Source organism: Thalassotalea hakodatensis, assembly GCF_030295995.1.
In the GTDB taxonomy this organism is placed as follows: domain Bacteria; phylum Pseudomonadota; class Gammaproteobacteria; order Enterobacterales; family Alteromonadaceae; genus Thalassotalea_C; species Thalassotalea_C hakodatensis.
Genome location: NZ_AP027365.1, coordinates 827,154 through 853,770, shown reverse-complemented (window position 1 = coordinate 853,770; position 26,617 = coordinate 827,154). Strand labels below are relative to the sequence as shown.

At 38.2% G+C, this 26,617-nt stretch carries 20 protein-coding genes; 7 read left to right on the top strand and 13 right to left on the bottom strand.

All coding sequences use genetic code 11. From position 1 onward, the window contains the following. Window position 1: 1 nt before the first annotated feature. Window positions 2-742, bottom strand: coding sequence for an SDR family NAD(P)-dependent oxidoreductase (locus QUE72_RS03615; protein WP_286271627.1), 741 nt, complete (start codon window positions 740-742; stop codon window positions 2-4). A gap of 119 nt (window positions 743-861) precedes the next feature. On the opposite strand from QUE72_RS03615, the gene QUE72_RS03610 reads away from it, so the two are divergent. After that, on the top strand, window positions 862-1,464 hold the full coding sequence (locus QUE72_RS03610) for a TetR/AcrR family transcriptional regulator (RefSeq protein WP_286271625.1): 603 nt from the start codon (window positions 862-864) through the stop codon (window positions 1,462-1,464). An 86-nt stretch (window positions 1,465-1,550) separates the two neighbouring features. Here the strand turns inward: QUE72_RS03610 and QUE72_RS03605 are convergent, their stop codons facing one another. Both QUE72_RS03605 and QUE72_RS03600 read right to left on the bottom strand, forming a co-directional pair. Then, window positions 1,551-5,090 (bottom strand): M1 family aminopeptidase, encoded by a 3,540-nt coding sequence (locus QUE72_RS03605; RefSeq protein ID WP_286271624.1) that lies wholly within the window; start codon window positions 5,088-5,090, stop codon window positions 1,551-1,553. 10 nt (window positions 5,091-5,100) lie between these two features. Next, the gene (locus QUE72_RS03600; protein ID WP_286271623.1) at window positions 5,101-6,003 is read right to left on the bottom strand and encodes an ABC transporter ATP-binding protein; all 903 of its coding nucleotides are present in this window, start codon (window positions 6,001-6,003) and stop codon (window positions 5,101-5,103) included. A gap of 238 nt (window positions 6,004-6,241) precedes the next feature. On the opposite strand from QUE72_RS03600, the gene QUE72_RS03595 reads away from it, so the two are divergent. Together QUE72_RS03595 and QUE72_RS03590 are read left to right on the top strand one after the other, a co-directional pair. Then, complete coding sequence (locus tag QUE72_RS03595; protein WP_286271620.1) at window positions 6,242-7,765, top strand: sensor histidine kinase; 1,524 nt, start codon at window positions 6,242-6,244, stop codon at window positions 7,763-7,765. Further along, a complete protein-coding gene (locus QUE72_RS03590) occupies window positions 7,758-8,480 on the top strand; it encodes a LytR/AlgR family response regulator transcription factor (RefSeq protein WP_286271619.1) in 723 nt (240 codons plus the stop codon). The genes QUE72_RS03595 and QUE72_RS03590 overlap by 8 nt, the downstream gene beginning before the upstream one ends. Window positions 8,481-8,654: 174 nt before the next feature. Here the strand turns inward: QUE72_RS03590 and QUE72_RS03585 are convergent, their stop codons facing one another. The 4 genes from QUE72_RS03585 to QUE72_RS03570 form a co-directional block, all read right to left on the bottom strand. Continuing rightward, complete coding sequence (locus QUE72_RS03585) at window positions 8,655-9,068, bottom strand: hypothetical protein (protein WP_286271617.1); 414 nt, start codon at window positions 9,066-9,068, stop codon at window positions 8,655-8,657. Continuing rightward, window positions 9,056-10,186, bottom strand: a complete 1,131-nt coding sequence (locus QUE72_RS03580; protein WP_286271616.1) for a hypothetical protein — start codon at window positions 10,184-10,186, stop codon at window positions 9,056-9,058. Before QUE72_RS03580 ends, QUE72_RS03585 begins: the two co-directional genes overlap by 13 nt. 209 nt (window positions 10,187-10,395) lie before the next feature. Continuing rightward, window positions 10,396-11,685, bottom strand: a complete 1,290-nt coding sequence (locus QUE72_RS03575) for a GGDEF domain-containing protein (RefSeq protein ID WP_286271614.1) — start codon at window positions 11,683-11,685, stop codon at window positions 10,396-10,398. 126 nt (window positions 11,686-11,811) lie between these two features. Beyond that, window positions 11,812-13,359: a S41 family peptidase gene (locus QUE72_RS03570; protein WP_286271611.1), complete on the bottom strand. Its 1,548-nt coding sequence runs from the start codon at window positions 13,357-13,359 to the stop codon at window positions 11,812-11,814. 201 nt (window positions 13,360-13,560) lie between these two features. Here QUE72_RS03570 and QUE72_RS03565 point away from each other — a divergent pair, with 201 nt between their 5' ends. Continuing rightward, window positions 13,561-14,496 carry a C1 family peptidase gene (locus QUE72_RS03565; protein ID WP_286271610.1) on the top strand — a complete coding sequence of 312 codons (936 nt, stop codon included), beginning with the start codon at window positions 13,561-13,563 and terminating at the stop codon, window positions 14,494-14,496. Window positions 14,497-14,512: 16 nt separating this feature from the next. On the opposite strand, the gene QUE72_RS03560 is transcribed toward QUE72_RS03565, so the two are convergent. Genes QUE72_RS03560 through QUE72_RS03545 form a run of 4 tightly spaced genes read right to left on the bottom strand, consistent with a single transcriptional unit; the run spans window position 14,513 to window position 17,723 of the window. Beyond that, the gene (locus QUE72_RS03560; RefSeq protein ID WP_286271609.1) at window positions 14,513-15,769 is read right to left on the bottom strand and encodes an ATP-binding protein; all 1,257 of its coding nucleotides are present in this window, start codon (window positions 15,767-15,769) and stop codon (window positions 14,513-14,515) included. A 43-nt stretch (window positions 15,770-15,812) separates the two neighbouring features. Then, complete coding sequence (locus QUE72_RS03555; protein WP_286271608.1) at window positions 15,813-16,505, bottom strand: response regulator; 693 nt, start codon at window positions 16,503-16,505, stop codon at window positions 15,813-15,815. Continuing rightward, window positions 16,505-16,891: a DUF3019 domain-containing protein gene (locus tag QUE72_RS03550; protein ID WP_074498320.1), complete on the bottom strand. Its 387-nt coding sequence runs from the start codon at window positions 16,889-16,891 to the stop codon at window positions 16,505-16,507. The genes QUE72_RS03555 and QUE72_RS03550 overlap by 1 nt, the downstream gene beginning before the upstream one ends. Continuing rightward, on the bottom strand, window positions 16,881-17,723 hold the full coding sequence (locus QUE72_RS03545) for a MipA/OmpV family protein (protein WP_286271606.1): 843 nt from the start codon (window positions 17,721-17,723) through the stop codon (window positions 16,881-16,883). The genes QUE72_RS03550 and QUE72_RS03545 overlap by 11 nt, the downstream gene beginning before the upstream one ends. Before the next feature lie 156 nt (window positions 17,724-17,879). On the opposite strand from QUE72_RS03545, the gene QUE72_RS03540 reads away from it, so the two are divergent. Further along, complete coding sequence (locus QUE72_RS03540; RefSeq protein WP_286271605.1) at window positions 17,880-19,925, top strand: beta-propeller domain-containing protein; 2,046 nt, start codon at window positions 17,880-17,882, stop codon at window positions 19,923-19,925. 43 nt (window positions 19,926-19,968) lie between these two features. After that, complete coding sequence (locus QUE72_RS03535; RefSeq protein WP_286271603.1) at window positions 19,969-20,529, top strand: hypothetical protein; 561 nt, start codon at window positions 19,969-19,971, stop codon at window positions 20,527-20,529. A gap of 49 nt (window positions 20,530-20,578) precedes the next feature. Here the strand turns inward: QUE72_RS03535 and QUE72_RS03530 are convergent, their stop codons facing one another. Continuing rightward, the gene (locus tag QUE72_RS03530; RefSeq protein ID WP_286271601.1) at window positions 20,579-21,640 is read right to left on the bottom strand and encodes a WD40/YVTN/BNR-like repeat-containing protein; all 1,062 of its coding nucleotides are present in this window, start codon (window positions 21,638-21,640) and stop codon (window positions 20,579-20,581) included. Window positions 21,641-21,816: 176 nt separating this feature from the next. Between QUE72_RS03530 and QUE72_RS03525 the strand changes: the two genes are divergently transcribed. After that, a complete protein-coding gene (locus tag QUE72_RS03525; protein WP_074498316.1) occupies window positions 21,817-22,665 on the top strand; it encodes an HDOD domain-containing protein in 849 nt (282 codons plus the stop codon). Window positions 22,666-22,691: 26 nt separating this feature from the next. Here QUE72_RS03525 and QUE72_RS03520 read toward each other — a convergent pair whose 3' ends face one another. Beyond that, the gene (locus QUE72_RS03520; RefSeq protein ID WP_286271600.1) at window positions 22,692-26,600 is read right to left on the bottom strand and encodes a response regulator; all 3,909 of its coding nucleotides are present in this window, start codon (window positions 26,598-26,600) and stop codon (window positions 22,692-22,694) included. Window positions 26,601-26,617 lie beyond the last annotated feature (17 nt).

The window sequence follows — 26,617 nt, the reverse complement described above, 5'->3', positions numbered from 1 at the left end:
ATTACGCGTTAGTGCCGCCGTCAATTGTTAGTCCAGAAGCGGTCATACACTTTCCTTCTTCACTTGCAAGAAAAGCAACAACGCCAGCAATATCGTCAGGTTCAGCATATCGTGGTATACACATTGCGCTACGCTGCATATCGCTATATTCACCGTCTGCTGGGTTCATATCGGTATTTGTAGAGCCTGGATGAACAATATTCACCGTAATTCCCTGAGGACCTAAATCACGCGCTAATCCTTTAGTAAAGCCAATTAGCGCTGCTTTACTTAGACTGTACAAGCTCAAACCAGGCATTACAGCGCGTTCTGCGAGGTTACTGCCAATAGAGATTATTCGTCCACCAGATTTCATATGTGCAGCGGCTGCTTGTGAAGCAATAACCACGGCGCGAACGTTGATGTTTAGCGTTTTATCAATCTCTTCTAATGTAAGCGCTTCTATCGGTTTAGGACTAAAAATACCGGCGTTATTCACTAAAATATCCAGTTGACCAAACTCCGCTATTGTTGAATCAACTGCAGAAGTGATTGCATGAGGATCAGCATTATCAGCTTTAATCGCTATAGCTTTACTTCCTATATCTCTCACCTTCGCAACTACACCGTTTGCTTTTTCCGCATTGTTAACATAAGTAATCACTACGTTTGCACCTTCTTGAGCAAGGCGTTCTGCAATTGCAGCCCCCATTCCTCTACTACCACCAGTGATAAGTGCTACTTTATTTCTTAATCGTTGCATACTCTTTCCTTTTATCTGTTAATATATGTATCGAACGTTACAAAAATATACATTAGCATTGTTTTCTTATTTTGTAACGATCATTATGAAATAAATTTACCGCTTCATGGAGCACAATAATGAATAAACGCGGAAGACCACGTAATTTTGATAGAACAGAGACGCTTAGAAATGCCATGATGACTTTTTGGCAGCAGGGTTACGACAATACTTCAATGGCAGATCTCGTAAGCTCTATGGGGATTAACACCCCTAGTATTTACTCAACGTTTGGTTCAAAGGAAGCACTATTCAATGAAGTTGTCACGCTGTATCGTGCAACAGAAGGTAGTAAAATATGGCTCGAAACCATGCGAGAAAAGTCTGCAAAAGCAGCCATAAAAACCCTACTAACATTGAGTGCAGAAGAATTTACTCACGAAAATAGACCAAAAGGTTGTCTGATTATAATAGGAGCGATGAACCAGGATGACACGAATTTATCAGTGCATCATACGTTGCAAGAATGTCGCGTAGAAAGTAAAGAAAACCTTATTACTTTGTTAAAACGTGATATTGAAAACGGCACGCTCAAATCAGAAATTGACTGTCATGCCATTGCAACGTATTACATCACCCTTCAACAGGGTATGTCTATTCAAGCCCGCGATGGCGCTTCAAAAGAGGCACTACTCTCGGTAGCTGAATATGGCTTAATGACTTGGTCATTACTGACCCAATAAAAAGTTAGCCAGTAATATGCAATACTGGCTGTACAACGTTTAATAACGCACACCACATTAAATTACCCGCGGTGTGCTCCAAACGACTACTGTTTAAGAAAGTAGAATTGATTATTTTCTCTATTGCTATCAAGTAATACTAGTGCAGAATCAACCTCAATATGGCTAGGTTTTGTTCCCAATTTCCACACCTTACACGTAATAATGCCCTGCTTAGCATTCGCGATAAAGTTAGTATTTGCTATTAGCTTTTCGTCATCGCTAAATGCACTTAATTTCACTGTTGTAAGATCTGTTTTATTATCTTGCAAACAGACATTGATCACATAGCCTTGTTCAGTCTTACTTAGCTCTGCTCGTGAAATTTCAACGTCATGTATTACGGTTTCTTTAAACCAGTTATTCACCAATTTTTGCTGTTCAGCTGTTTTTCCTTCATTTAAATAGGCAATAAAGTCTAACGTTGTTGCAGGCTTATTCGGGTATGAATGTAACGCGACTAGTTTTCTTAACGCTTTGTTGACAGCAGCTTCCCCTAATTGCTGTTTCAACGCATACATAGCGGCTGCACCTTTTGAATAGATTAAGTAGTTTTCATCAGCGCGGTAAAGTGGCAGCTCATTAATATTAGTGCGCGAGCGCCCAGAAAAGTAGCGCTGTTGCTCATATTTAATAAGCTGTTTTACATAATCATCGCCATATTTTCGTGTTAGCAATACCATTTCAGTATACTTCGCCAGCGTTTCTACTAATACCGCTTCACCCTCCGTTGCAGCACCATTTAATCCATGTCCCCACCATTGATGCGCGACTTCATGAACCGTACGACGATATAAATGGTCAAAGCCATCTTCATTGGTCAAATCAACATGGAATCCAACGCCTTCACCAATAAAAATAGAGTTTGGCAAAGCATAGCCGGTAGCAGGGAAAAAGCCTGCGACAGGCACCAATCGTAAGTTATTGGCTTTAATAGCACCAAAATGTTCGTTACCATACCGCAAGGCATCTGTAATTGCGCTTAAATGAAGCGTTGCATATGCTTCTTTGTTTTCGGGATAGTAAACGTCAACAGAAGTGTGAGCTATTTCAGCCGTTTTAACCGGCAAGTTATGCGAAACAATATGCCCGATGTTTCGCACTTTTCCGCGTGTTCGATATTGAAACGCTTTTCTATGACCCTCTTGCCATTGTTTTACCAGTTCACCTGGTGCAAATGCGATGTGGTCTTCATTCGTTACAATGGTAGTATCTAATATCGCCCAATCATAAAGTTCAGACATATCACCTTGATATTTTTCAAGATCTTGCTCAAGTGTGTTATGCGTAAGCTTAGGTAAAGCGAACTCTTCGCGTAGCCCTTCATTACTTAATTGATAATGCTTTACATAGCCAAAAAAGGGTAAATAACGTAAAAACCTAATATAGCTGTAATTGCTGGTTAAAACATTATCACCCGGCACACCTAAGTAACCGTTTTGTTGATAATCGGCGACAACACTTATCGCAGCCGTTTCACTGGGTTGAATTGGTTGTTCAAAAGCATAAATATGCGTTTGATGCACGTGATCAAAAGACACCTGTTTAGCGTTTTCCACGTTCACATGACGATAATTAAAAGGCAAAGGTGTCGAAAACACCAACTGTGAAATAGCATTGTCGCTACGATTGATTAACTGGTATGTCGCATCGACAGCCAAGCGTCTTTCATTAGGCATTAATTCAACGATGGTTGTTATTTTTTCAACGGCAAGTGATGGTTGGTCTTTCAAGTAAGCATATTTTTTTTCATAACTAGCTTTCCACACATGCCGATCACTACTTGATTGGTAATGACCTATGTACCAAGTCTGATAAACGACATTACCAAGCGTTATCACCAACGCTACTGCGCCACAGATGAGAATAACTTTCTCACGGCGATGCCATAACACAGGCGATGTAAAGGCTGATGATAACTCTTCTCCTCGACGGAAAAATTTGAACGCAATAAGCGATAGAACGATAAGTAAGCTGTACCTAAAGCTTAAGTAGCCAACGAATGCATCTACTTCAGCACCAAAGCCAACAAACTCAGAGTAACTTAACAATGGTAATTGTCCGAGTGTCCATAATGGGTGTTCTAACCCAAAAGATTGCAGCACGCTAGTTTCAAGGCTAACAAATAAAGCGAAGGTAAGGCCTAGTGCTAAGTATTTATTGGGTAATAATGCATGTACAACAACACACAGCGTTGCTAGCCAAATCATTGGAAGACCAAAGAAAAAGTACATGGATACATACATATTGAGATCAATATCACCGCCATTTACCGACTGCATGACAATCGAAACAATAATACTCAACGTGATAAAAAATAAAGGTACAAAGCACAGGGCTAACAAACGTCCAAAGAACAAAGCAACGTTACTAACACGCGTACTATCGATCAGTGGCTTAACTTTACTTTGCTGATCACGCCAACACAGTTCAGCCGCGAGAAAAAGCATAAACAAGCCACCAAAGCGCGGTAAAATGTCAGCAATGTATCGGTTTACAGTGATCAACGTAGACGCAATTGCTGATGTACCCAGGTTTTCAAGATGTATGTACCCAAAATAAACTTCACTACTGATTAAGAAAATTAGCGCGCAACACATGGCAAAGAAAGTCTTTGTTTTAAAGCTAAGCTGCCATTCTTTGCGTGCTATAGTAAGCACACTATATACTGGTATCTTATCGGATAGTCGAGCGATGAAAGTAAGTGCCAATGTACGCGTTAAATCCAATTTAACGCGTTTTATCCAATGTGGTAAAAGCACACGTTCATCTTGAATCGTATCTACTTTAAAATGCTGCACATGATGGATAATGGCATAACCAGTAACCAGCAGCGCTGCAAGAACAACTGCAATACGATTTGTCAGTAGCGTTACGTCAAAGGTGGGTAATAGTGTATTTTTATCTGAAGGTTGCCATTGTCTAACTTGCTCAAAATACGTACTTAAGGCAAATGGATCTAGCCATGCATATAATGATGATAAATCAGCAGAAACCGCAACCCTACTTGCCATCAACGGTGAACCATTAATGGTTAAAAAGAATTGGTAAGCAAAGAAAAGCAAACAAGCATTCAAATACAAATAAATACTACGTTTACCGTGCAAACCAATTGCAAAAAATATCGCACAGACTAATAAAACGTTAGGTAACGCTAACACGAATAGCGCCCAACTGAGACTCGCTATAGGCAAACTAAAAGAGTCGGGCGATTGCGTCGTTAAGCCACCGAGAATACCTAAAGCAAAACTTAAGTACACACACCAACATAAGATAAATAGGGCAAAAAACCTTGCAAATAGTACCTGTGTTAACTTGGTACTACTCGCATAGACAATGCTCGCCATATCACTATCAAAATCTCTGATAGTGGCTTGTGCAGAGAATATCGCTACCAGTACTGGCAATAACAAAAGTTGGATAGCAAAGGTTTTGATCAGAAAAAAAGCGCCGCTGACGTCAATGTCCATGTCTGGCGTTTGTTTATTTATCACAAAAGCGCCAAACGCAAACGTTAACACCATTGCAAGCAACCAAATCCAATGGCGACTTTGTAGTTTAAGCTCGGCAATTAATAAGCTTCTCATAATAAATTCCTTACTTATTTAATTGCGATTCAAACGCATGGCAATGCAAAGCTGCAAAATAAGCATCTTCTAAATCAGGTGTTACTCGATGAAAATCGGGACTAGGTTGACTCTCACTATAAACATGAACGGTGGCCTCTCCAGCAAATAAACGTTGGCTGATAACGTTAGCTTGAGGAACAACGTCTTCAAGGTTCGATTTACTTGTTTTAATCTGCCAAATTTTGCCTTGAACTTGTTTAATCAACTGCGCTGGAGAGCCTTCTTTAACAATTTTTCCCGCGGCAAGAATTGCCATGTTAGGGCAAAGGTGACTGACATCTTCAACAATGTGTGTTGATAACAGCACCACTTTATCACGGCTTATTTCAACTAATAAGTTATGAAAGCGATTACGTTCTTCGGGGTCGAGTCCTGCTGTTGGTTCATCAACAATTAGCATCTTAGGCTCACCCAACAATGCCTGTGCTATACCAAAACGTTGCTTCATGCCCCCTGAAAATCGACTAACTGCGTTATTTCTATGCTGCGTAAGATTCACTTGTGCGAGCAATTTATCTATTTGCGCATTGCGTTGCTTACGATCAGTAATACCCTTTAGTTTTGCTAAGTAATCAAGTAACTCAAAAGCAGATACCCCTGGATAAACACCGTAATCTTGAGGCAAATAACCCAACTGTTTACGCATAAACTCAGGGTGTTTAATGATATTTTCACCCGCAAATTCTATCGTGCCGGTATCAGGCTTTTGCAAGGTTGCAATAGTCCTCATTAAACTAGACTTACCTGCGCCATTTGGCCCTAAAAGTCCGAACATGCCGGAGTCAATTGATAAGTTCACATCATCTAATGCAGGTGCCTTTTGTTTCTTTTTCTCTGCGTAGGTTTTGCATAAGTTCGTTATAGTTAGCATATATCCACCACTCTTAGTGTTACATGGCGTTATTGTTATTAACTGTTACGGACTTTGCGAGCAAACAATGACCAAGGTCGAATCTTTAATGATGAATGTCAAAATCAACCGCAAACGAGCTCCTCTCGTACGTTGATCATGAAAATAATGCTTTTTGTCATTTATGTACTGACATATAGCAAAGAACAGCGCAAACTAATGTTTGGTTTATTATTAATACTTATTCTATCAGGCAGCTATGTTTTCTCGTTCCTTTTCAAAAACATTCTTCTCTTATTTTTTTTCTCCATATATGCCGTTTAGTCTCTACCTTGCTTTTATCGTATCTTATGCCTTTTTAACCGTTAACGAGCTTAATTGGATAACCTTTGCTCAAAGAGTATGCGTATTGGCGATTCTCATTTCACCTGTACTTTGGTGCAAATATCAAAGCTTACGGTCTGAAAAAACAGCAGCACTCGCTTGGTGGGCCATCGGTTTTATAATGTTGCCACTAGGGCATTTAATAATAAGAGAAAACAGCAACAGCTATGAAGAGTTCTTTGATAACACGTTAGCCTTGTTTATTAGCTTAGTTGCCATTGAGATCATTATCTTTTTAAGGCGAAAAGTAAAACCACTAAATCTATCGAGATTTAAAGATAAAGTCACAATGGACAATACTTTACTCGCAATCGTGGTGTGCTTTAGTTTGTTTTGGTCATTAGTATTTAACTCGGTAGATAATCCGATAGAGAACCAACCCATTCACGTTATCATTGATTTAAAGCGAAACTTGCTGCGATTTGATGAATTATTAACTTATTTTGTACAGTTTTTTGCATTTTATATGTGTGGCTATTTTATTTATTGGATAAATCATCATGTATTAATTAACAACGTTATGGCTCGTTTTGGGGTATTTCATTATTTATGGACTGCCTGCACATTCACGTTAATAGCAGCGCCACTATTAAGCCAGCTTACGTTGTTTTTACCGATAAATAGCGTTGAATTCACGTTATTACCTAGCGGTAATGATGATCCCTTTGATGTTTGGAACTTACGTATTGCTTTTATTATCATGATGATAAGTTTACCTCTAATTTTAGCCTTTAAGTGGCAACAACAGGTTGCAGAAGTATCATTACTCAAACAGCAAAATACCGAAGCAGAGTTGAAGTGGTTACAGCAACAAATTAACCCTCACTTCTTGTTCAATACCCTCAACAACTTATATTCAATGGTGTTAACTAAAAAAGCGCAAGCACCGCAATGTATACTACAGTTATCCAACCTGTTGCGATTTGTCGTGTATAAAGGTGGTAATCATCGTGTAAGTTTAAAAGACGAAATTGCTTACTTAACTGACTATATTGCACTACAACAAATTCGCGTCAGCCATAAAGCGACATTAACCATTAATATTGACCAAAAACTAGCAGAGAATACCCAATTTAAAATAGCTCCATTACTCTTAATCGTACTCATAGAAAACGCCTTTAAACATGGTATTGATGCAACGGATAAACCCGCTTGGTTATCTGTCGATTTATCACTCGAGCACAATAAACTTAGCCTAATATGCCATAATTCCATTGATGAAAGGCTGAATAACAGTCAATCAAAACCACACGAAAAACAAATAGACGGTGGCCTTGGACTTGAAAATTTACAACGTCGATTGGCGCTTGATTACACTAATAAGCATCAATTGAATATTTCGTCACAACCACATGAGTTTTTAGTCACCTTAACTGTGGAGTTAGAAAATAATGGATAAGCTTAACGCTTTAATCATTGACGACGAACCCCTAGCACACGATATTTTACAGAGCTTTTGTGACAACGTTCCGTTTATCAACGTTGTTGGACAGTGTTATTCTGCCACCCAAGCGCTTGACTTCCTTTCCAAGCAATCGGTAGACCTGCTATTTTTGGATATTAATATGCCAATGCTTTCGGGCCTAGACTTGCTTAAAGTTTTGAAAGAAAAACCACAGGTTGTTATCACTAGTGCCTATCAAGAGCATGCATTAGAAAGTTATGAATTAGATGTAATTGACTATCTTTTAAAGCCCTTTTCATTTGAACGCTTTCTTCAGGCTTGCAACAAATCACTTAATCACTATAAATTAGTTCAACAAGCAACGCACACAGAGAAACCACATTCTATACAGCAAATGTTTATTAAAGTTGATAAGAAGCAACTTAAAATAAACTTAGCAGACGTTAGTTGTTTTGAAGCTTACGGAAATTACGTGAAGGTTTGGCGTGATGGTCAAAGCGTTTTAACACCAAGAACACTGTCAAGCTTTGTAGAGCAACTTAAAGACTCGTCCTTTTTACAAGTGCACAAATCGGCCATGGTAAACCTTGAACATATTCGTTTTATTGAAGGAAATAAAATAACGTTAGTCGATGAACGAGAGATCCATATTGGCAAGTCATTTAAAGCGCAAGCATTAAGAAAAATTTTCGAATTAACAAAGCTTTAGTGAAAATCTGTTTGCATTAAAACTAATCAGCATTAAACGAATCAGTCATTACTTGAACTGACAGACTCGATTTATAGAAATCAATCAAATCTGGCTGTCGCATATGTGCCATTTTCGGCCGTTCGAGTTAGCTACCTATTGCATTGCCAAAGGCATCTTTAAGAACCAGTTTATTTAGTTAAGTAGCGACATTTCACATCCTATAGAATTAACCCAAGTTAATGATTTATATTTCTCACCTCGAACTTCTTTAATACTGACTCTACTCGCTATCGAGCTTTTAACAGACAAATTAAAAAACATTTTATCACTTAACCAGAGTTTTACTTCATTTTTTGCTCCGGATACTTTTGTACTATCTCCTCCGTTTTTTAAGCAAAAATAGAAATCGCCTAAAGTACCGGCTTTAACAAATTCATCACTTCCATTTTTTAATATTGTCATTCTATATTGCGTTTTTGGTGACATATTGGATATATAGCTTGAGAAGGTTTTATCTGTATAGATAAAACCTAAAGCAACAAGCAGAAAAATAATTAAAATAATAAATACCTTTTTGTTATTTTGTAGCACTGCTATTTCCACCATTTTAATGTGCCAGAACTAATCTCATTAACTTTACCAGCCCCTACGTGATAATAGACAGAGCTTGTAGGTAAAGGCTTTAGAAGCTTTAATGGCGAGCTAATTGAAGTTGTAAACTGAGCACCAATGATACTTTTATCGTCTAATGACTGAACATAGCCAGTTTCTAATCCAACATTACCAAACTCAAAATCTACTCCTTTTATGTGATATTTCCCTGATAGCGCACCTTCCCAGTCAAAAGTAGGATATATAGAAACCTCATTTCCTAGGCTTACATCTGGTACTGGTATTCCTAGCTCTGCCCCAAGTTCACCACTGAAGTAGTTACCATAACTATATGACAATTCGCTGAAATCTAGAGCTAAGTAATTACCAATAGCCCCATCTACGCTAGTTCCTGTTGCGGCTCCAGCAGTTATCCCCCAAGCAAGAGTAACTTCTCCCTTTTCTCTAACTTGATTAAACACTTTTGAAGTAACATCTATTACTTTCTCAGTCTGTCCTACCCAACTTTTTTGGTATTCCGCCCTTTCTTGATCTCTCCAAGCAAGTGTCGAATCCAATCCAGCATTTAACTCAGTAAAATCTAACCCCATCTGAGGGCGATTTCTTACTCCCCCCGCATGCATAGCCATACCTGTTGCAATATCATCTGCAAATACACGCTTATAAATATTATCTGGAGAGTAATATTCAGTACGTTGAGTTAACGCATCTGCTTTAGCTTGATAACCTGCCGTTAAGTCATTCGCTCTCGTAACGCGATAATCACTTAATTGACCAGCTACATTCAACTCATAATCAGAGCTGTATGCCATATAGGCACTAGAGAAGTTATTGAAGTTATCAACGGTCTGATTCAAATCAACCGCCATAGTTTCTTGAGCTTTACCTAGTGTTTTCGCTAGGTTTGCATCAAGTACACCATTAACTTTCTTACTTGCATCTTGGCCAAGTTGACGACTCATCGCATCAAGCTTCGCTTGACGCTCAAGGTCTTCTTTTGATGGTTGCGGTGACTTACTTAAACCACTAACAATAGAGTTACCAATCGCATTGCCAAAGGCATCATACTTATAATTACAATTTATTAATAATCTTGGAACATTAAAAATCAATAGGTTACATATCCATATGCGCTATAATTCAAAAGTTGCTTAAACTGTCGTAGCGATACTTTTCGTTATAAGAAAAAAGCCAACGTTAGCTTACAAGAATTCTATTAACATAGAAACCTGAATGTCCGCTCTTCGCTCATAGCTGCCTGTCAGGTGAAATACAAACCTATTCTTTAAAAAGTACAAGGGCAAATATGAGCAACTAAACACTAAACAACGAACTTATTTTTGCCATTATTTTTCGCTTGATACATTTTCTTGTCAGCTACTTTAATTAATGAATCAACATCTTGCCCTTCATCCGGATAAAAAGCGATACCGATACTTGCGCTAATATTTGCATGTTGGCTACGCCCGTTATCGTCCAAAATCTCAAATTCACGTGATAACTCTGCAATGGTTTTTTTAGCTAAGTCATATGAATTATCTTTTGTAGAGAGTTCTGGAAGACATACAAGAAATTCATCGCCTCCGATACGACCGACACTATCTGACTCTCTGAATATACTAGCAAGCCTGTTACCTACGAGAGTTAATAATTTATCTCCCGCTGCATGACCATAGCTATCATTAACATGTTTGAAGCCATCTAAATCAATAAACATAACCGCGACTATCGTTTTGTCTCGTTTTGCTTTTACCAAAGCAGTTTGCACGCGCTCACGTGACAACCATACCGTAGGTAACGTTGTTAATGGATCATAATGTGCTAATTTTTTCAGCCTTGCTTTGGTTTGCTTTAGCTCGGTGATCGTATCGTGAAGCTGGGTAATATCATATTCTGTTACTAAGAAAACGTAATCTCCCGTTAAGGGGTGACGACTCGATCTTACATCAACATGATGGCGTTTAAGGCCTTTTTTTGTTTGCATTAAATGCTCATGCTGACAGTCTTGTTGTTGCTGTGCCTGCTTTAACCGTTGCTCTCCTTGAGCCGCATCACAAAAGCGGACAACAAAATCATTAACAGATTGTGTCGACGTTACCGTGTCATAACATGAGGTAAAAGCCGGGTTTTCAAAAAGCCGTTTTCCAGTTAAGTCATAACAACTGACCATCGCCGACGTATAGCGCACAGCTTCGGCAAATAACAAGTTTTCAGGTTGAAAACTGCTGTCTAGTTGTTCACTAATAAACGCAATAATGCCTCGATGTTTTTCTTCGCCTAAGAGCACGGCAACATGACGCATTAACATCAGCTTGGGTTGACCATTGGGGTACGTCGTCCATGGGTCTTGTGTCTGGCCTTCAACGGCCGCTTTTACAAACGTTTGTTCGGTGCGTTTGCGGGCGCCTTCAGTATCATCTGATAAATCTTTATTGATCAGTTGTTCAACACTTTCGAGCCCCCAAAATTCAAGCGCTCGTGTGTTCCCCCACCAAAAACCATGACAGTCTAGATCAAATATCCAAATAATATCTGGCGAGTAATTAAATCCTGTGACTTCTACTGTTGTTGAGATCACAGGTAAGTGATCAACGTTGATATTCTGATACAAGGAGGTTACCACTTCACAAACAACACTGCATTTATACTATTATATCGGCAAACTGCGGATAAACTAGATAACAGCATAAGATATTGGTCATTTTACTGTTATATCACTCGAAGCTTGTAAGTGTACTCACAAGCCCAACGCAAACTTAACGTTGATATCTTCAATGTTAGTATAGTTTTCCTTAGTAATTGGAATAGCGACATCCAAAACATTATCAGCCCCATCTAAGTTATTGCCATCTACATCAATAGTTTTAGATATTGGCATACGATAGCTCACTAAAAGTGTTTCCGCCTCAGCAGGTACGTCTTGGCTTTCACCAACGTGCGTATGACCAATATTGCCTTGCTTATCAACATAGATATACCCTTTAATTCTCGCGTAAGCACCATCCGTTGCAGGCAGTTGTCCGACAGTTTTCGCTTGAGCATATCGCCTTGTTCGCCACACAAAATCATCACATGAACTCACACATGCTTCATTTACGACTAAAGTTAAAGCATGATACTGTATCGGTAACTTCGCTGAAGGAATATTTTCTAGTGCGCACTCCTTAGAGCCTCGGCAAAAATCTGCGCGTGGAGGCAAGTATTTGTGTTGTTCACTCATATTGACTTTAATTTTTTGATACCAATTTTCGGCATATTCATTGTCATAAAATGAATCTTTTCGAATGTCTTTATCTTTTAAAAGCGCTAAATTTCTATATAAAACCACATTGTCCATGAATCCATTCGTAGTTAATGCAGCAATCCATGGAGTATTCTCAGAGCCACCGCCATTATTTTGAAGGTCTATAATCAAAGGTTTAGCAGCTTGCTGGCTTAGTAGATTTTTAATTGCCAAAATATCCGAACACATTCCTTCTGCGGTAACTTTTTGACAATAAATATCGTTTTGCTCAGTACCCCAACGACCAAAATATCTAATCTTCAATAAATAGTGATTATCAATTTCAAATAAACAACTTTGATCACCTTTAAAAACAAGATTTTTAGGTAAACTGGTATATAAGTTTTCGCATTGTTTTGGCTCACTTTTTTTTGCAGTTTTCTTTAATTTTTGAGGTGTTAAAACTTGTTTTTTACTGCCATCTTTAAAGGTAACATCTAGTTTTTCAGCATTGTCTTTGAAGCGATAACCGCGCCCTATTGCAACAGAGAATAACTTCAAGCAACCAATATCATGCACGTCATTACAATATAAGTTAAAAAACTCATCGAAGAGATCAATCACCGAAGTACCATTTAATGAAAGAATCGTTTGCTTATTATCTAAGTCAAAAAAGGTAATGTTTGGCCAAGTATAACCAAGTTTATAACGTGGCCATTTAGCAATGGCTTTTACATGTTTTCTGATCCCTTCTTCAACTTGAATATAAGAATGGCGATTGATAATGCCATCGTGAATATTATTAATCGCACTATACAAGCTACTCCAAGCAGATGCCGACACCACATTTCGCGTAGCTATTTTTTTGAAGTTCTCCCATTTAACTACGCGCGTACTATCGCGTAATTCAATTGTTACACCATCAACACTTTCTATACCATTCAATAAGCTTTCAGCAATGGCTTCCCGCTCATGCTTAGTTGGAAAATCAGCCGCATGAACGACAAACACTTGCGTAAACAATGCAAGTGCGTATATCAATTTAAGGTTAAACGATTTCAATTACGATCCTTGTTTAGTGTAATATTTTGAATTTCAAAGATTATAATACAACATAAGAACTACAAAACATCCACTATTCATTAAAGTGATCTTTGTTTAGTCGAGATAAAAAAATGTATGATTAGCAAGTGTATGTTAACTCTAGCAAAGCAAATATTGCTTTGATTCGGATCCACGCTCAATTCAACATAAGGAAATACCATGCAACATTTATACTGCCGAAGTGTCGTGCCAAATGATCAATGCACTGCATCTTCTCTATATCAACAAAACTGCGATTCAAGCCATTGGCAAGCATGTGAACAAGCACGCGTTGATCTGCGCGAGTTTATTATTTCACCTGTGATGGATCAGGGTTTACTGAATGCTTGTACGGGGTGTGCATTATCAGCCGCGATGGAGATCACATTAAATAGGCAAAAAACTGATTTTTTTGATGATTGCAGCCAAGTTTCTAAAGCCTCTGCGATGTACATTTACTATCATGAGCGCTTATTAGCTGGCAAAGAATTACAAAACACACCGGTTTTGATCAGCGACGGTTTTCAAGCATTGCAACTTTTCGGTGTATGTTGTGCTGATTTATGGCCCTACCCAAAAACACATGTTCCTGAGTCGTTATATCAATTAATAAAAACTGCGACGCTTGAAGAAATCACCAATAACCTTGAGCAAGTGCTAGTAGAAAAACGGGTGATTATTCAAAAATTAATGAGCGAGAAACCCTCCCCAAAAGCCATTGAACAAGCTAAAACATTTAGGCAAGTTAAGTATTGCCGCTTAAGTATCGAACACGGCATTGATGAAATAAAGCATGCTCTTAGTAACCAAACACCTATTATTTTTGGTTTTATGGAGCCCCGTAGTTTTTTTAATATTCCACCTTCAGGCGTTATGCCTATTCCAAACGAAGATGAATTACGTATCGGCGGCCATGCTGTTTGTGCCGTTGGCTTTGATGATGACAAACAAGCTTTGCTCATTCGTAACTCTTATGGTGAAAATTTTGGTTTATCTGGCTACCTCTATATGCCTTACGAATTTATTTTAGGCTCGTATCAGGTTCACGGCGAAAGCTTACCTAACGCATTCGACTTTTACTGCTTACTTGAAGAACGTGCTATTAGCTCTACCTAAACACTAGGACGTGTTGTTACTGTTGAGGTAGGCTGATAATAAACTTAGATCCACCAAGCGAAGATTCGTTTACCTGACAATAACCACGATGTGAGCGACAAATACGTTCAACAATTGCTAAACCTAAACCAAAGCCGCCTAATGCTTTATTGCGGCTTTTATCAATACGATAAAAAGCATCAAATACTTTATCGCGTTCCTCGGAAGGGATACCACAACCATCGTCTTCAACGATTAATTGAATATTATCTTCATGCTGAGTGAGCGAAACTATCACCTGTTGCTTAGCGTACCTTATCGCATTACTCAATAAGTTTTGTAGTGCGCGTTCAATGAGAACTTCATTACAAAAATATTTGCAATGCGTTGGCAGATAACACTGGATCTGTTTATCAGATAGGCGAATACCTTTATCAACCACTTGGTTTACAATCAACACAAGATCGTTCTGTTGTTTGCTATCGCTTGCGTCAATCTTTTCTAATCGCGCATAATTAAGCATTTCATCAATGAGCGTCGACATTTCTGTAACATCTTGCTTCATTTCAGTTCGATGCTGCTCGGGAACTTGTTCTAACATTTCGAGTGAAAACCTTAACCTTGCTAACGGCGTTCTAAGTTCATGCGACACAGCGTTAACCAACTGTCGCTGATCAGAAACTAACTGAGTAACGCGTTGCGCCATGGTATGAAATGTCTTTACAATATTACTAATTGGTGATGACTTACTCTTCAAACCTGTGATGGCGAAATTTCCCTTCGCTATTTGTGCGGTCATTGCATTTAATCGATTGAGATCTTGCCATAACGGTTTACTCCACAAGTAAATAATCAGCGCGAGCAGCAAATAAGACAAGCAAAGTAAAACGATTTTTAACGTATTGTGCTCAGGCTCCATCGCGCTAACCTTAATCGGCCCAAACATATACACTTGTTGAGAGCGCTGCTCTTTGACATAAACAATGAGTTGATCAAAGGCATCATAGGTTACAACTGGCCTATGTGCGTTTAACTGTTTAAGTTGCTGTGGTAACCATGCCACTTCTTGCAAAGAAAGCATACTCACAGGCATGTTTAACAAGGTAGACAATGACGATAAAGGCAAAGGCTGTAAGGCTTGTTGTTCTACAATAACGCTTAACGATCTAACTAACGGTGGGTTTTCAACATTCCCCTGAGGATACCATTGCTGCCATAGTGATTCTGTTAACCAGTTAATGGTCACTAAACCTAGCACGATCACGAGAAATAAATGAATAAATAAGCGGTTCAATGTAGCCTCAATGCGCCATTACAGTGAAATGCTTCCCTTACCATTAACTGTGCCAAGCCGTTTTACTCAACATATAGCCTTTACCCCAAACAGTGATAATACGAAAGGGTTGTTCTACGTTATCATGTAATTTTTTACGAAGTCTAGACACTCTCACGTCTACACTGCGGTCTAAGCCATCGTATTCACGTCCGATCATTTTTTGATGAATATAATCACGACTTTGCGGTTCACCCGCGTTTTCAGCTAACAACCATAACAATTCAAATTCATGACTTGTTAAATCAATAAGCTGATTTGACAAAGTCACTCTTCGAGCCGTTTTATCTATAACCAACTCACCATAAGAAAGTGTTTCAACGGCGAGTTCAGGAGCACTCTTGCGCCGCAAACGCGTATTAATTCGGGCAAGTAGTACACGTGGTTCAATGGGTTTTGTTAGGTAATCATCAGCACCAATTTCTAAGCCAAGTACGTGATCAATATCGCTGTCTTTAGCTGTTAAAAATAATATCGGTTGTTGATAGAAAGGACGCACTGCACGACAAATTGAAAAACCATCTACTTTAGGTAACATCACATCAAGAATGGTTAAGTCAGGCTGGCTTTTTTTTATGTAATCAAGTGCGTGATCACCACGATGTAGCACCGTAACATCAAAACCATTTTGTTTTAAAAAGTCTTTGATCAATTTAGCTAAACGTTCATCGTCTTCAACCAACAATATGTTTGCCATTAAAATACACTCCATTGAGCTCGTAATTTACGTCTAAATTTTCTTGGTGCACTCGCATTCACGCGAATTTGTTTTTGCGCCAATATTGTTTCTTGATCTCGTAAACTAAACATCATGTTTTGCTGGAGATGAATATTTAACCGTGTTGCTATACTTGCCGTGTTTTGCCAGCAAGTTAATTGCTCGGCATCTTGATATAAACAGTAATTACCAGCGTTTGGGGTTTGCCAATTCACATTTACTGTCATGGTGCACGGTTCACCCATTTTATTAACAATACATATGGTAGGAGAGATATTTAATACCACTTCTTGTGCATTTACAAGTGGCTGACTGAGTATTCCAGCGATAAGTAACCATCGCTTAACACCGAGTTTAAAACGCATATTCCATCCCTAGAAATACGGTATCTATTTGTGATGTGTTAATCAGTGGACTGTTAGCTGTATTGGCATCAAGCAGCTTTCGTTTCCAATAAAACGATAAGCGCCACTGGGTTGAAATTGCTTTCGTAAATTTCACATGAAAAACAGGGTTAATACTGGTTTTGCCTTGAAAAGTCACTTGAGTAAACAGGCTATCTTGTTGCTCCACACCATAATAGTAATTCACTAGTTTACGGCTATTAACCTGTGCGCCTAAACCAAAAGAAAGTTGGCTATGTTCTATAAATGGTAAAGTTACTCGGTGATTAACACTCAACTCCCCTGTGTAACCTTGGTAAACATTGGAAACATCCCACAGAAGTTTTGCCATGACACCTGTGTGTTGATCAATAAACCAATTAAGTTGCCCCCCCGCGTCAAGCGCCCAGTCGCGATCTTCAACTTGGTTTATATCAATGGCTTCTTTTGACGCGCCATGAAACGCATTATTCATGCTTACGACAAAAATATTTTTTGGATGCCAACGAGTAAAATAAGCTTTCTCTTGATTAAGCTGTGTAATCGCACTAAAAACCCAACGTTCATTTTCTACTAACGAATAACCTAGCAACCCATTATCAAAAAAAAGCTTTTCACTGTAATAACTTACAGATGGAACAAGCACTAAAGGAATGTTATCTCCGCCATTTAGCGGATTCGTATGAACACCACCACCAACAGCAATTGAAAACTGCCATTGCGATACGGGTGCGCACGAATCACTCTCAGGGTGGCAACCAGCAATTGCAGTATAAGTAAGAAAACAACATAGCAGTGCTAAATACTTCAACAAGTTTACTCCGAAAATTTTTGCCTCAATTTATCACAGAAGCCAACAAATACTAGCGGCGATTACACCTGATTACATTTAATAGCAATTGGCAACAGCAGTTCACCTTAACTTCATTCATAGTAATTCAATAATGCATAGTATTCGATAAGGAACAACATGATGACATTGAAAGTTACTCTTTTTACACTGTGTCTCTGTGTTCTTGGCTGCAACTCAGACAAAGCAGACATTATCGTGACACAAAATATTCACGCAATCCCGCCGTTAAATGCATTGGAAAACTCAACAACGCCATTAAAAAAAGTAGATCGTCATACTTTTCAACGTCATTTACGAAACGGTATTTATTTAAGAAGTAAAGCGAGGAATAAATACCCTTTAGTACCAATATATAATGAAAAACACGCAGTAACCTCTTTACGTTATTCATCATCGGCAATAAAAAATACTACCTTCGCAGGCGATCGAATAAAACAAAATGATCAATATATATTTATCGCAACTAACCCACACTATAACGATCAATCAACTGATGAATCAGCACCAGGTATTAAAATTTTATCGAAGTATCAACAAGGCGATATCACGCCAATTGTTTACGTTCCACTGATGTTAAAAGATGCCGTAATTAATGGTATATATATCACCGATAATCGATTAGCAGCTTTTAGCAATCAACAACACTATGCAGGTTACGCAAGTAAAAATACCCCTGAAAAAGCGTCGTTTTTTCCTGTAGGACACAGATCCCACCTGTCTATCCTTGATATTTCGTCACCTGAACAAGCGATATTGCAACATACTTTTACCGTTGACGGACGCATTATTGATAGCAGAAAAATTGGTAATAAGCTGTACTTTCTAAGTAGTTTCTCCCCTTATATTCCTGGGCTGCCACTTGCAAACAACGACGCTGAACACCTTGCTAATTATCGAAAAATCTACTCAACCCCGATAGCAGATATTCTCCCCCAAATAACCAATGATCAAGGTATCAGCTCACCACTAGTAACATCTGATCAATGTTTTATTTCTGCAACAAGTAACGATGACGATGGTTTTGATGGCATAACAACATTGACTGTAATTGATATTAATAAACCAGAGTCAATCACATCACGGTGCATTAATAGTGATATTCAAGGTGTATATACTTCGAAAAAAGCCATGTACTTATACAACACAAAAAAACATATCAACAATGCAAAAACATCTGTCATTCATAAGTTTTCATTTAAAGAACAAGAACTTGGTTATCGTGGATCTGTTGCACTACCCGGTGGTTTTGGCGAATTAAACGAGAACTTACGGTTCAGTGAGTTCCAGTCGATGTTACGCGTTGTTACTACTGAAGGAAATGAAAATACAGGCTTTGAACATCAATTATTTATTTTACAGGAACCCATAAATAGCCAGCAAAAAGCCCTTAACATTATTGCGCGGTTACCCAATGATACTCAGCCCCAAAAGATAGGAGTAAGTCCTCTTGATCACAGTGTGCAGCAAAATATAAAAGCGGTTCGTTTTGATAATAATTTAGCCTACATTATGACGTCTTTAGCAAGCGATCCTATCTATCTTGTCAACTTATCAAATCCAAACGCACCGTATATTAGTGGAACTCTCAGCATACCTAGCGGTTTATCATATCTACACCCCATTTCAACTGAACTTTTACTAGGCATAGAACAAAATACTCCAGAAAGTCAAATTGAGAATACTCACACGAACGATCAAACGTCGATAGTGCAAGGGTCGAAAATTAGCCTTTTCGATGTCAGTAACATTAATTCACCTAGAGTCATCGCCTCTTTTACACAGCCAGCAGCTTTCACTCCTGTTGAATTCAATTATCTTGCACTCGCGCATCACTTAAGTGAACCTAACGAACGTCATCGCTTTGGCATTCCTATGGAAAGATGGCAAGTAAAAAGCGAGCAACAAAAAAATACCAATATAGAAACTTGGACTAAAGAAAACTTTCTAACGTTAATAGAAATAACGAATAAAAACACTGGTGCTCAATTACACCACATTGGGAATGTATCTGCGTTTAATAATTCTTTGAATGTCACCCCACACTTCCCTTCATCATTAGATGATAGAGCAATCTTTAATCTTGACGATGTTTACTATATACACGGTAACAACCTTTGGCGCAGTTTTTGGTATGCACCAGAAAACATTTTTGGTCCCTATTAAACATTTACCTCTTCATAACAAGAATCATCACAGTAGGAAATATATGAACAAAATAAACACTATTAACGAATTTTATCACCACCACCTATTACGAATTTTTGGTATGTTATTTGGAATACTAATGGCGATCACCATCGGTGCTTTTTTGCTTAATCAATATCAGCAGAGCAGTTTAAAAAAGTCGCACATTAAAAACAATGCGGCTGCTATACATATAAAGAGCATTAATACTTACAACGCTTTTTCAGGCAAAAAAGTAACCTTAGTTGCCGAGGTTGATGGTGGCAAAAGACAACCAATAGATTACTATTGGCAACAACTCACTGGCCCTAAGGTTAATTTCACAACTCGCGACAATAAAATATCATTTCAAGCGCCTAAAATATCAAGCGATATTAATCTTACATTCTCGTTAATTGTCGATACAGCGCAACAGCAAGCACAGCGTACTACTGACATTGTAATTAAAGTCTCAGATCAAACAGTAAATAAAGAGTTTTTATTCATTACAACCATTTTGGCAAGTTTACTTGCCCTAGCTCTTGAGTTGTCAGCGAGGCAAAAACAGCGGAAGCAAACCAATATTGTAAGCAGAAAAAATTGAATGATGTCACATTAGTGCTGCGAGATATTTCGCAGCACAATTCATGGCACTATGGTTTAACGCGAATAACACCTACTTTGCCCTTCGCACCTGCGGCAATAAACATTTCACCTTCATTTGCCAGTGTATAAAAACCTTTATCGCCTTGCTCAGCATTTTCATTATCAAAGGCTTGCCATTTTTTGCCTTGATCAAAAGACAAATCACTGCCTGTTTTTCCTGTAGCGATACACAGTCGTTCAGAACAGCTCATTGCAGTTCTCAGGCCTCTTTGCCCTGCATTGACTAATTGCCACTGTTTTTCAAAACGTGCAATGTTGGCATAGGCTTTAGGGCGCTGTTGATAATCACCACCGAGAACAAACAATTGTTGATGATGATTTAACGCCAATCCGTAACCACCTGCTGTTTGTGTTGCTTGATACAGTGGAACAGATTGACGTTGCCATGATTCGCCCCAATCATGAGAAACATAGACAGATGCAGAAAAGCCACCCGTTGTGATCCAAGCTTTCCCTTGCTCGCCAACGAGTAAAGTATTACCAGAAGCAGCAAATGCTGCTTCATTGTTGAGAAGCAAAGGGAGTTTAGTTTTTGCGATGCGTCGCCACGTTTTGCCACCGTCTTGCGTTTTTTTGACAACGTAATAACCATCAACGGGATCACCTAATAATAAACCCACTTGATTATCCCAAAAACCAATGGAATCAAAAAAGCCTTGCTCATCTTCATTTTGGTATAGTAAGTGCCAACTATCTCCTCCATCAGTAGTTTTCAATAGTTTAGAATCTTTCCCTGAGCCCACGCTCATAATAATGGCGGTTTGTTTATCAAATACTTCAATGTCTCTAAAGTCTAACAATTGCTCAGTATTAACTGACTTATCAAGCCAAGTATTTCCTTGATCTTCACTGATAAACACACTTTTGTTTGTACCAGTCACCCACATTTTCCCATCAACCATAGCGCTACCACGCAAAGAAGGTTCATTGGGTAATTGCTTTACCTGCCATGAAAGCTCATTTGCCACCGCTGAAAAGCTTAAGCTACACAACATAATCAGTGCGGTTAAAAAGTTAGTACGATTGAATTTTCTGTTAGATGTTTTCATTTTTATGGTTACTTTTATTGGCTGTTTAAAAGAGATACTTAAAATTTGCATTGTTTATTTTAACAATTTGAGCGATAGTAAAGTGTCGTTTTTTTAAACAAAGCGTTAATTTTCATTCCCATCATAATGTATGGGAAGCATAACGAAAACAAGAACAATAACAAAAGATCAATATTATGCTAGAAGTCGATGAAAAAGTATTAGCGGATATAAAACGTGGGTTTTCAGTACCGCCTCAACCTGAGTTGCTGCTACGTTTACAACGTGTTATTGCAGCAGATGAACCTGATATTAATCAAGTTGCATCCATTATTTCTCAAGATGTTGCTGTTTCCTCTACCGTGATCAAAACCATTAATTCACCTATTTATGGTTTAGCCCGCTCTATTTCTGATATCAATAAAGCAACCAAGTTTATTGGTTTAACTGGCATTTCAACGTTAGTGACTAATATTTTAATGCAACGGTGCTTTAGTCAAAATGATTCTAGTATAGCCTTAGAGGAGTTTTGGGATAATGCTCAAAATATTGCTAGTACCTCAGTTAATATTGGCAAAAAAATAAAATTAGCCGTTTCTACTGATAAGTTGTTTTCGTTAGGATTATTTCACGATTGTGGTATTCCTGTTATGGCAATGAAGTACCCAAATTACCCAGAAGTTTATCAACAGGCTTTTAATACACCCAGTAAAACCTTAACCGTCATCGAAGATGACATTTTTCGCGTTAACCATGCCACAATCGGTTATTATGTTGCTAAATCTTGGCGTTTACCAAAAGAAATTTGTCAGTTAATTTTATGCCATCATGACCGTCAATTTCTTTCAACGTCTCAAAGTCGTTCCCAACAAGTCTATTTTGCTATTTTAAAAATGGCAGAGAATCTTGTTTTTCAGCAAAAGCATTTCCGCGATGCACCTGATTGGGAAGCGATTAAAGAAGATGTTTTGTGCTGTTTAGATTTCGATCAAGAGGATTACCTCGACCTATTAGAAGAAAGCATTGAATTACAAGCGAGTGCTTAATAGTATTTACTCTAAATTAATACACTTTATTCAACGGTAGAAACGTATTGCGAGAGAACCGATTTCACCTTGTTTTGGTTTATCGGTTTGGTGATATACTCATCCATTCCTGCAGCTAAGCATTTTTCTCGGTCTCCTTTCATTGCGTTAGCTGTCATCGCAACGATAGGAATCGTTTGGTAGGTCATACCTGCCTCTCCTGCACGTATCGCCTCCGTAGCTTGATAACCGTCCATTTCCGGCATTTGGCAGTCCATCAAAATCAACTGAAAGTAGTCATTATCAAAACTTTTTAATGTCGCTAAAGCTTCCACGCCATGTTGTGCAACCTCACATTCAATACCCAATTTAGTTAATACGCCTTTGGCAACCGCTTGGTTGATACGGTTATCTTCGACTAATAATACGCGGGGATTACAAACCTCAGAATTTGGTTTATTCGAAACGTCAGTGTGTTCCTCATCATGAGAAGCCGTGTTAATCAGCTCATTATCAACATCTTTATTGTCAGCATTAACAATTGATAAAAGAGCATCTGTTGTCACTGGTTTTGTGATGTGTTGGTGTACATTCAAAGCCATAAAAGGACTAACAATACTTGGCATATTCACAGGTGTCATAATAATGATATTTACGGCATCAAAGCGACTATCCGCGTCTAACCGTTCAATAAGATGACGTCCATCAACTTGTGATAATTCAACATCGATTAATATTACATCAAATAGCGGCTTTTCAAATGCAACAAGTTGCTCGCACATCTTTATTGCTTGATTTCCATCTGCAGCATACTGCGTATTGATCTGCCAATGGTTTAATTGACGACAAAGCACCTCGCCTGCGGTACGATTTTTATCGACAACTAACACTGAATTTATCTTAGTACTCGCGGGTTTTACCGGTAATGTATCTGTCGCTTTGTTTAACAATAAGTGGCAAATAAACTCGCTTCCTTGATCATGCTCACTGACAACTCGAATATCTCCTTTCATTTGTAAACAAAGCTTTTTCACGATTGCTAAACCTAAGCCTGTACCGCCATACTGGCGAGTAGTTGATGCATCTAATTGTTCGAATACATTAAATAACTTTGTTTGGCGTTCTGTCGGTATGCCAATACCAGTATCTTTTACCGATATCGTTAATTTATAATCTGTATCAGTGACTTCATTAAGGGCTACACTGACAACTACTTCACCTTGTTCGGTAAATTTAATCGCGTTTGCGACTAAATTTATCAAAATTTGACGAATACGATTAGGATCGCCCATCACTAAACATTGCTCGACCTCTGTTGCATCCAAGATTAATTCAAGCCCTTTCTGTTGTGCTTGCAGAGACATAGAACGAATAAAGCTGGTAAGCGTGTCAATTATATTGAAAGAAATATGTTCTAAATCTAGCTTTCCTGCATCAACTTTTGAAAAATCTAAAATATCATTAATTAACGTTAATAAAGAGTTAGCACTTTCTTGCGCGATTCTAACCCGTTGACTTTGATCGATATCAAGCTTGGTGTCTTGTAACAGATCTAGCATACCTATCACGCCATTCATGGGTGTGCGAATTTCGTGACTCATACTGGCGAGAAACTCATTTTTGGCATTGGCTGCAGACTCCGCTTGAAGTTTAGCTTGCGTAAGTGCTATTTCATTTTCAACGCGTTCTGTAATGTCGTAATTCACCCCAATTAATGCTTTTGTATTACCGTTTATATCAACTAATGCGAGAGCAGCCGCTTGAATGTGTCTTACCTCACCTGATGGCCAAATGATTTTAAACTGAATTTCAAGTTTTTGATCGGCGATATTTGATTTGTTAAATGCTTCCTGAACACGTGCTTTATCGTCTGGGTGAATACTGTTTTCCCAAACCTCAATGCCGCCTGAAAATGTATTACGATCAATGGCATATAGTCTGCACATCCAATCATCCCACTTCAGTACATTATTCACGACATCATATTCCCAAACACCAATACCTGCAGAATCAGCTGCCAGTGTCATCCGTTGATTAAAACGTTTAATTTCTTCTGCCGCGCGCACCCGTTCTGATACATCTTGAATAGAGCCAAACACTCTAACGCAAGTTCCGTTTGTGTGTTCAGCTGTACCACGAGCAACAACCCATATCTCTCGCCCTGTTGCCGTAGCAATTTGACACTCAACACTAAACGAGCCACCTTTTTCAGTAACCGTTTGTAATGCTTCTTCAATACGGTCTCTACTATCCCCTTTTTTATAAAACTCAATGGCGGTATGCAAATTTGGCTGATAATTATCACTCACTTCATGGATCATTTTTGTCATTGCTGACCAATGTAAAGTTTCATTGATTACATCAACTTCCCATGCACCAATACGAGCTTGATGTGCCATTTGCTCCATCATTCTTTGTTGCTCTAGCATACGTTTTTGTTGCAATTGTCGTGTATATTCTGCACCTACCCAATTGCCGATAAGTTGGATCAGCTCTAGTTCTTGCTCACTAAATGGATGTTCTGCCGGTTCAGGGCTTGAAAAATTTAGTGTACCGAAACGTTTTTCTTCAACATATATTGGTACACCTATATAACTTTCTAAAGAAAAGTTTTCATAACAGGGATGTTCACGTATTTCACTTTCGCCAACATGATGAAAAGCTTTAGGTTCGTTAGCTAAGTAGGTATGCCAGCAGTATGTATCATCAAAACTAAACTGAGCACCAGATGCTAATTCTCCATTCGGTGATATACAGTGAAGAATAGTGTATTGATCTTCTTTTATTTCACTTAAAATGCCGAACGGTAAATTAAACAATTTACTTCCTAAAGTAAGCAACTCTGTAATTTTTTTATCAAAAGTAAGTGAAGTGTTTGAGGTGATACGATGTAGTTCACTAAGAGCTAATTCTGTTTTTTTCTGCTCTGCTATGTCATTTTGAATCACAATAAAGTTTTCAATCTTACCTTGCTCATCATGTTCGTTTTTCAACGCTACTATGGTGGTATCAAACCATAAAATTCGACCTTTTTTATCTATATTAATCGACTGTCCATGCCAATAGCCTTCTTTAAGACAGGTTGCAAAAATTGTTGAAAAAGCTTCCTTAGAGTAGTCTTCAGAGCAAATAGAAAAAACATTTAAACCTATCGATTCATGTTCTTGATAGCCGTAGAATTTCAAGAAATTTTGGTTTACATAAGTTAACAGACCTTGCTGATCAATTTTGTAAACAACAGCATGGCGGTTGATAGCAAATTGATACTCAGCACTCTCATTTTTAGCCTGTAATAGCTCAGTATAATTTTTTTTAAGTGCTTTCTGAGTAGGTCTAAATAAGACAATGTAAGCAATAATGAGCGCGCCAATACTAAGGAACCAGGTGACTGTTTTTAATTTAATGGTTAGCGCGACTCTTTCTTGTGCTTGTTGCTCAATTAAAGTGACAGTTTTGTTTAAGTCACTAAGTAAATTTTCTATCATTTGAGCTGGTAGATATGTTGCAATATAGGCGTTAATTTCATCTATATTTCGTAATGCTAATACCGCCGAAACATGTTTATTTAAGAGGGTGATTCGTTTATTAAGATCTAAAGGGGGATCAAAATAAAACCGAGTTAATTTTTCAGAAAACAAATCATCATTCGCTAAAATAGTATTTGTTAGGAACTGCTGGTTTTCATTGATTTTTAAGGTTGCGGCTTGCAGAAGTTGAGTGATGTTCGGTGCGCCTTGGTTCTTCTCTACGGACCTTGAATATTCATGAATGTGCAATGCTATTTTTTGTGACAACATACGTTGCATTCCAGCAACATTAATAATACGCGCATCATGCTGCTGTTGTTTAATAACATTACTTGTAAGTGCATATGATAACGTTGCTAACAATGCAAAAAAACATAACGCAATAATATTACGCTTTCTCACCTTTTGCGTTAACGTTAATTCACTCATGGTTAAATCCTTTTATA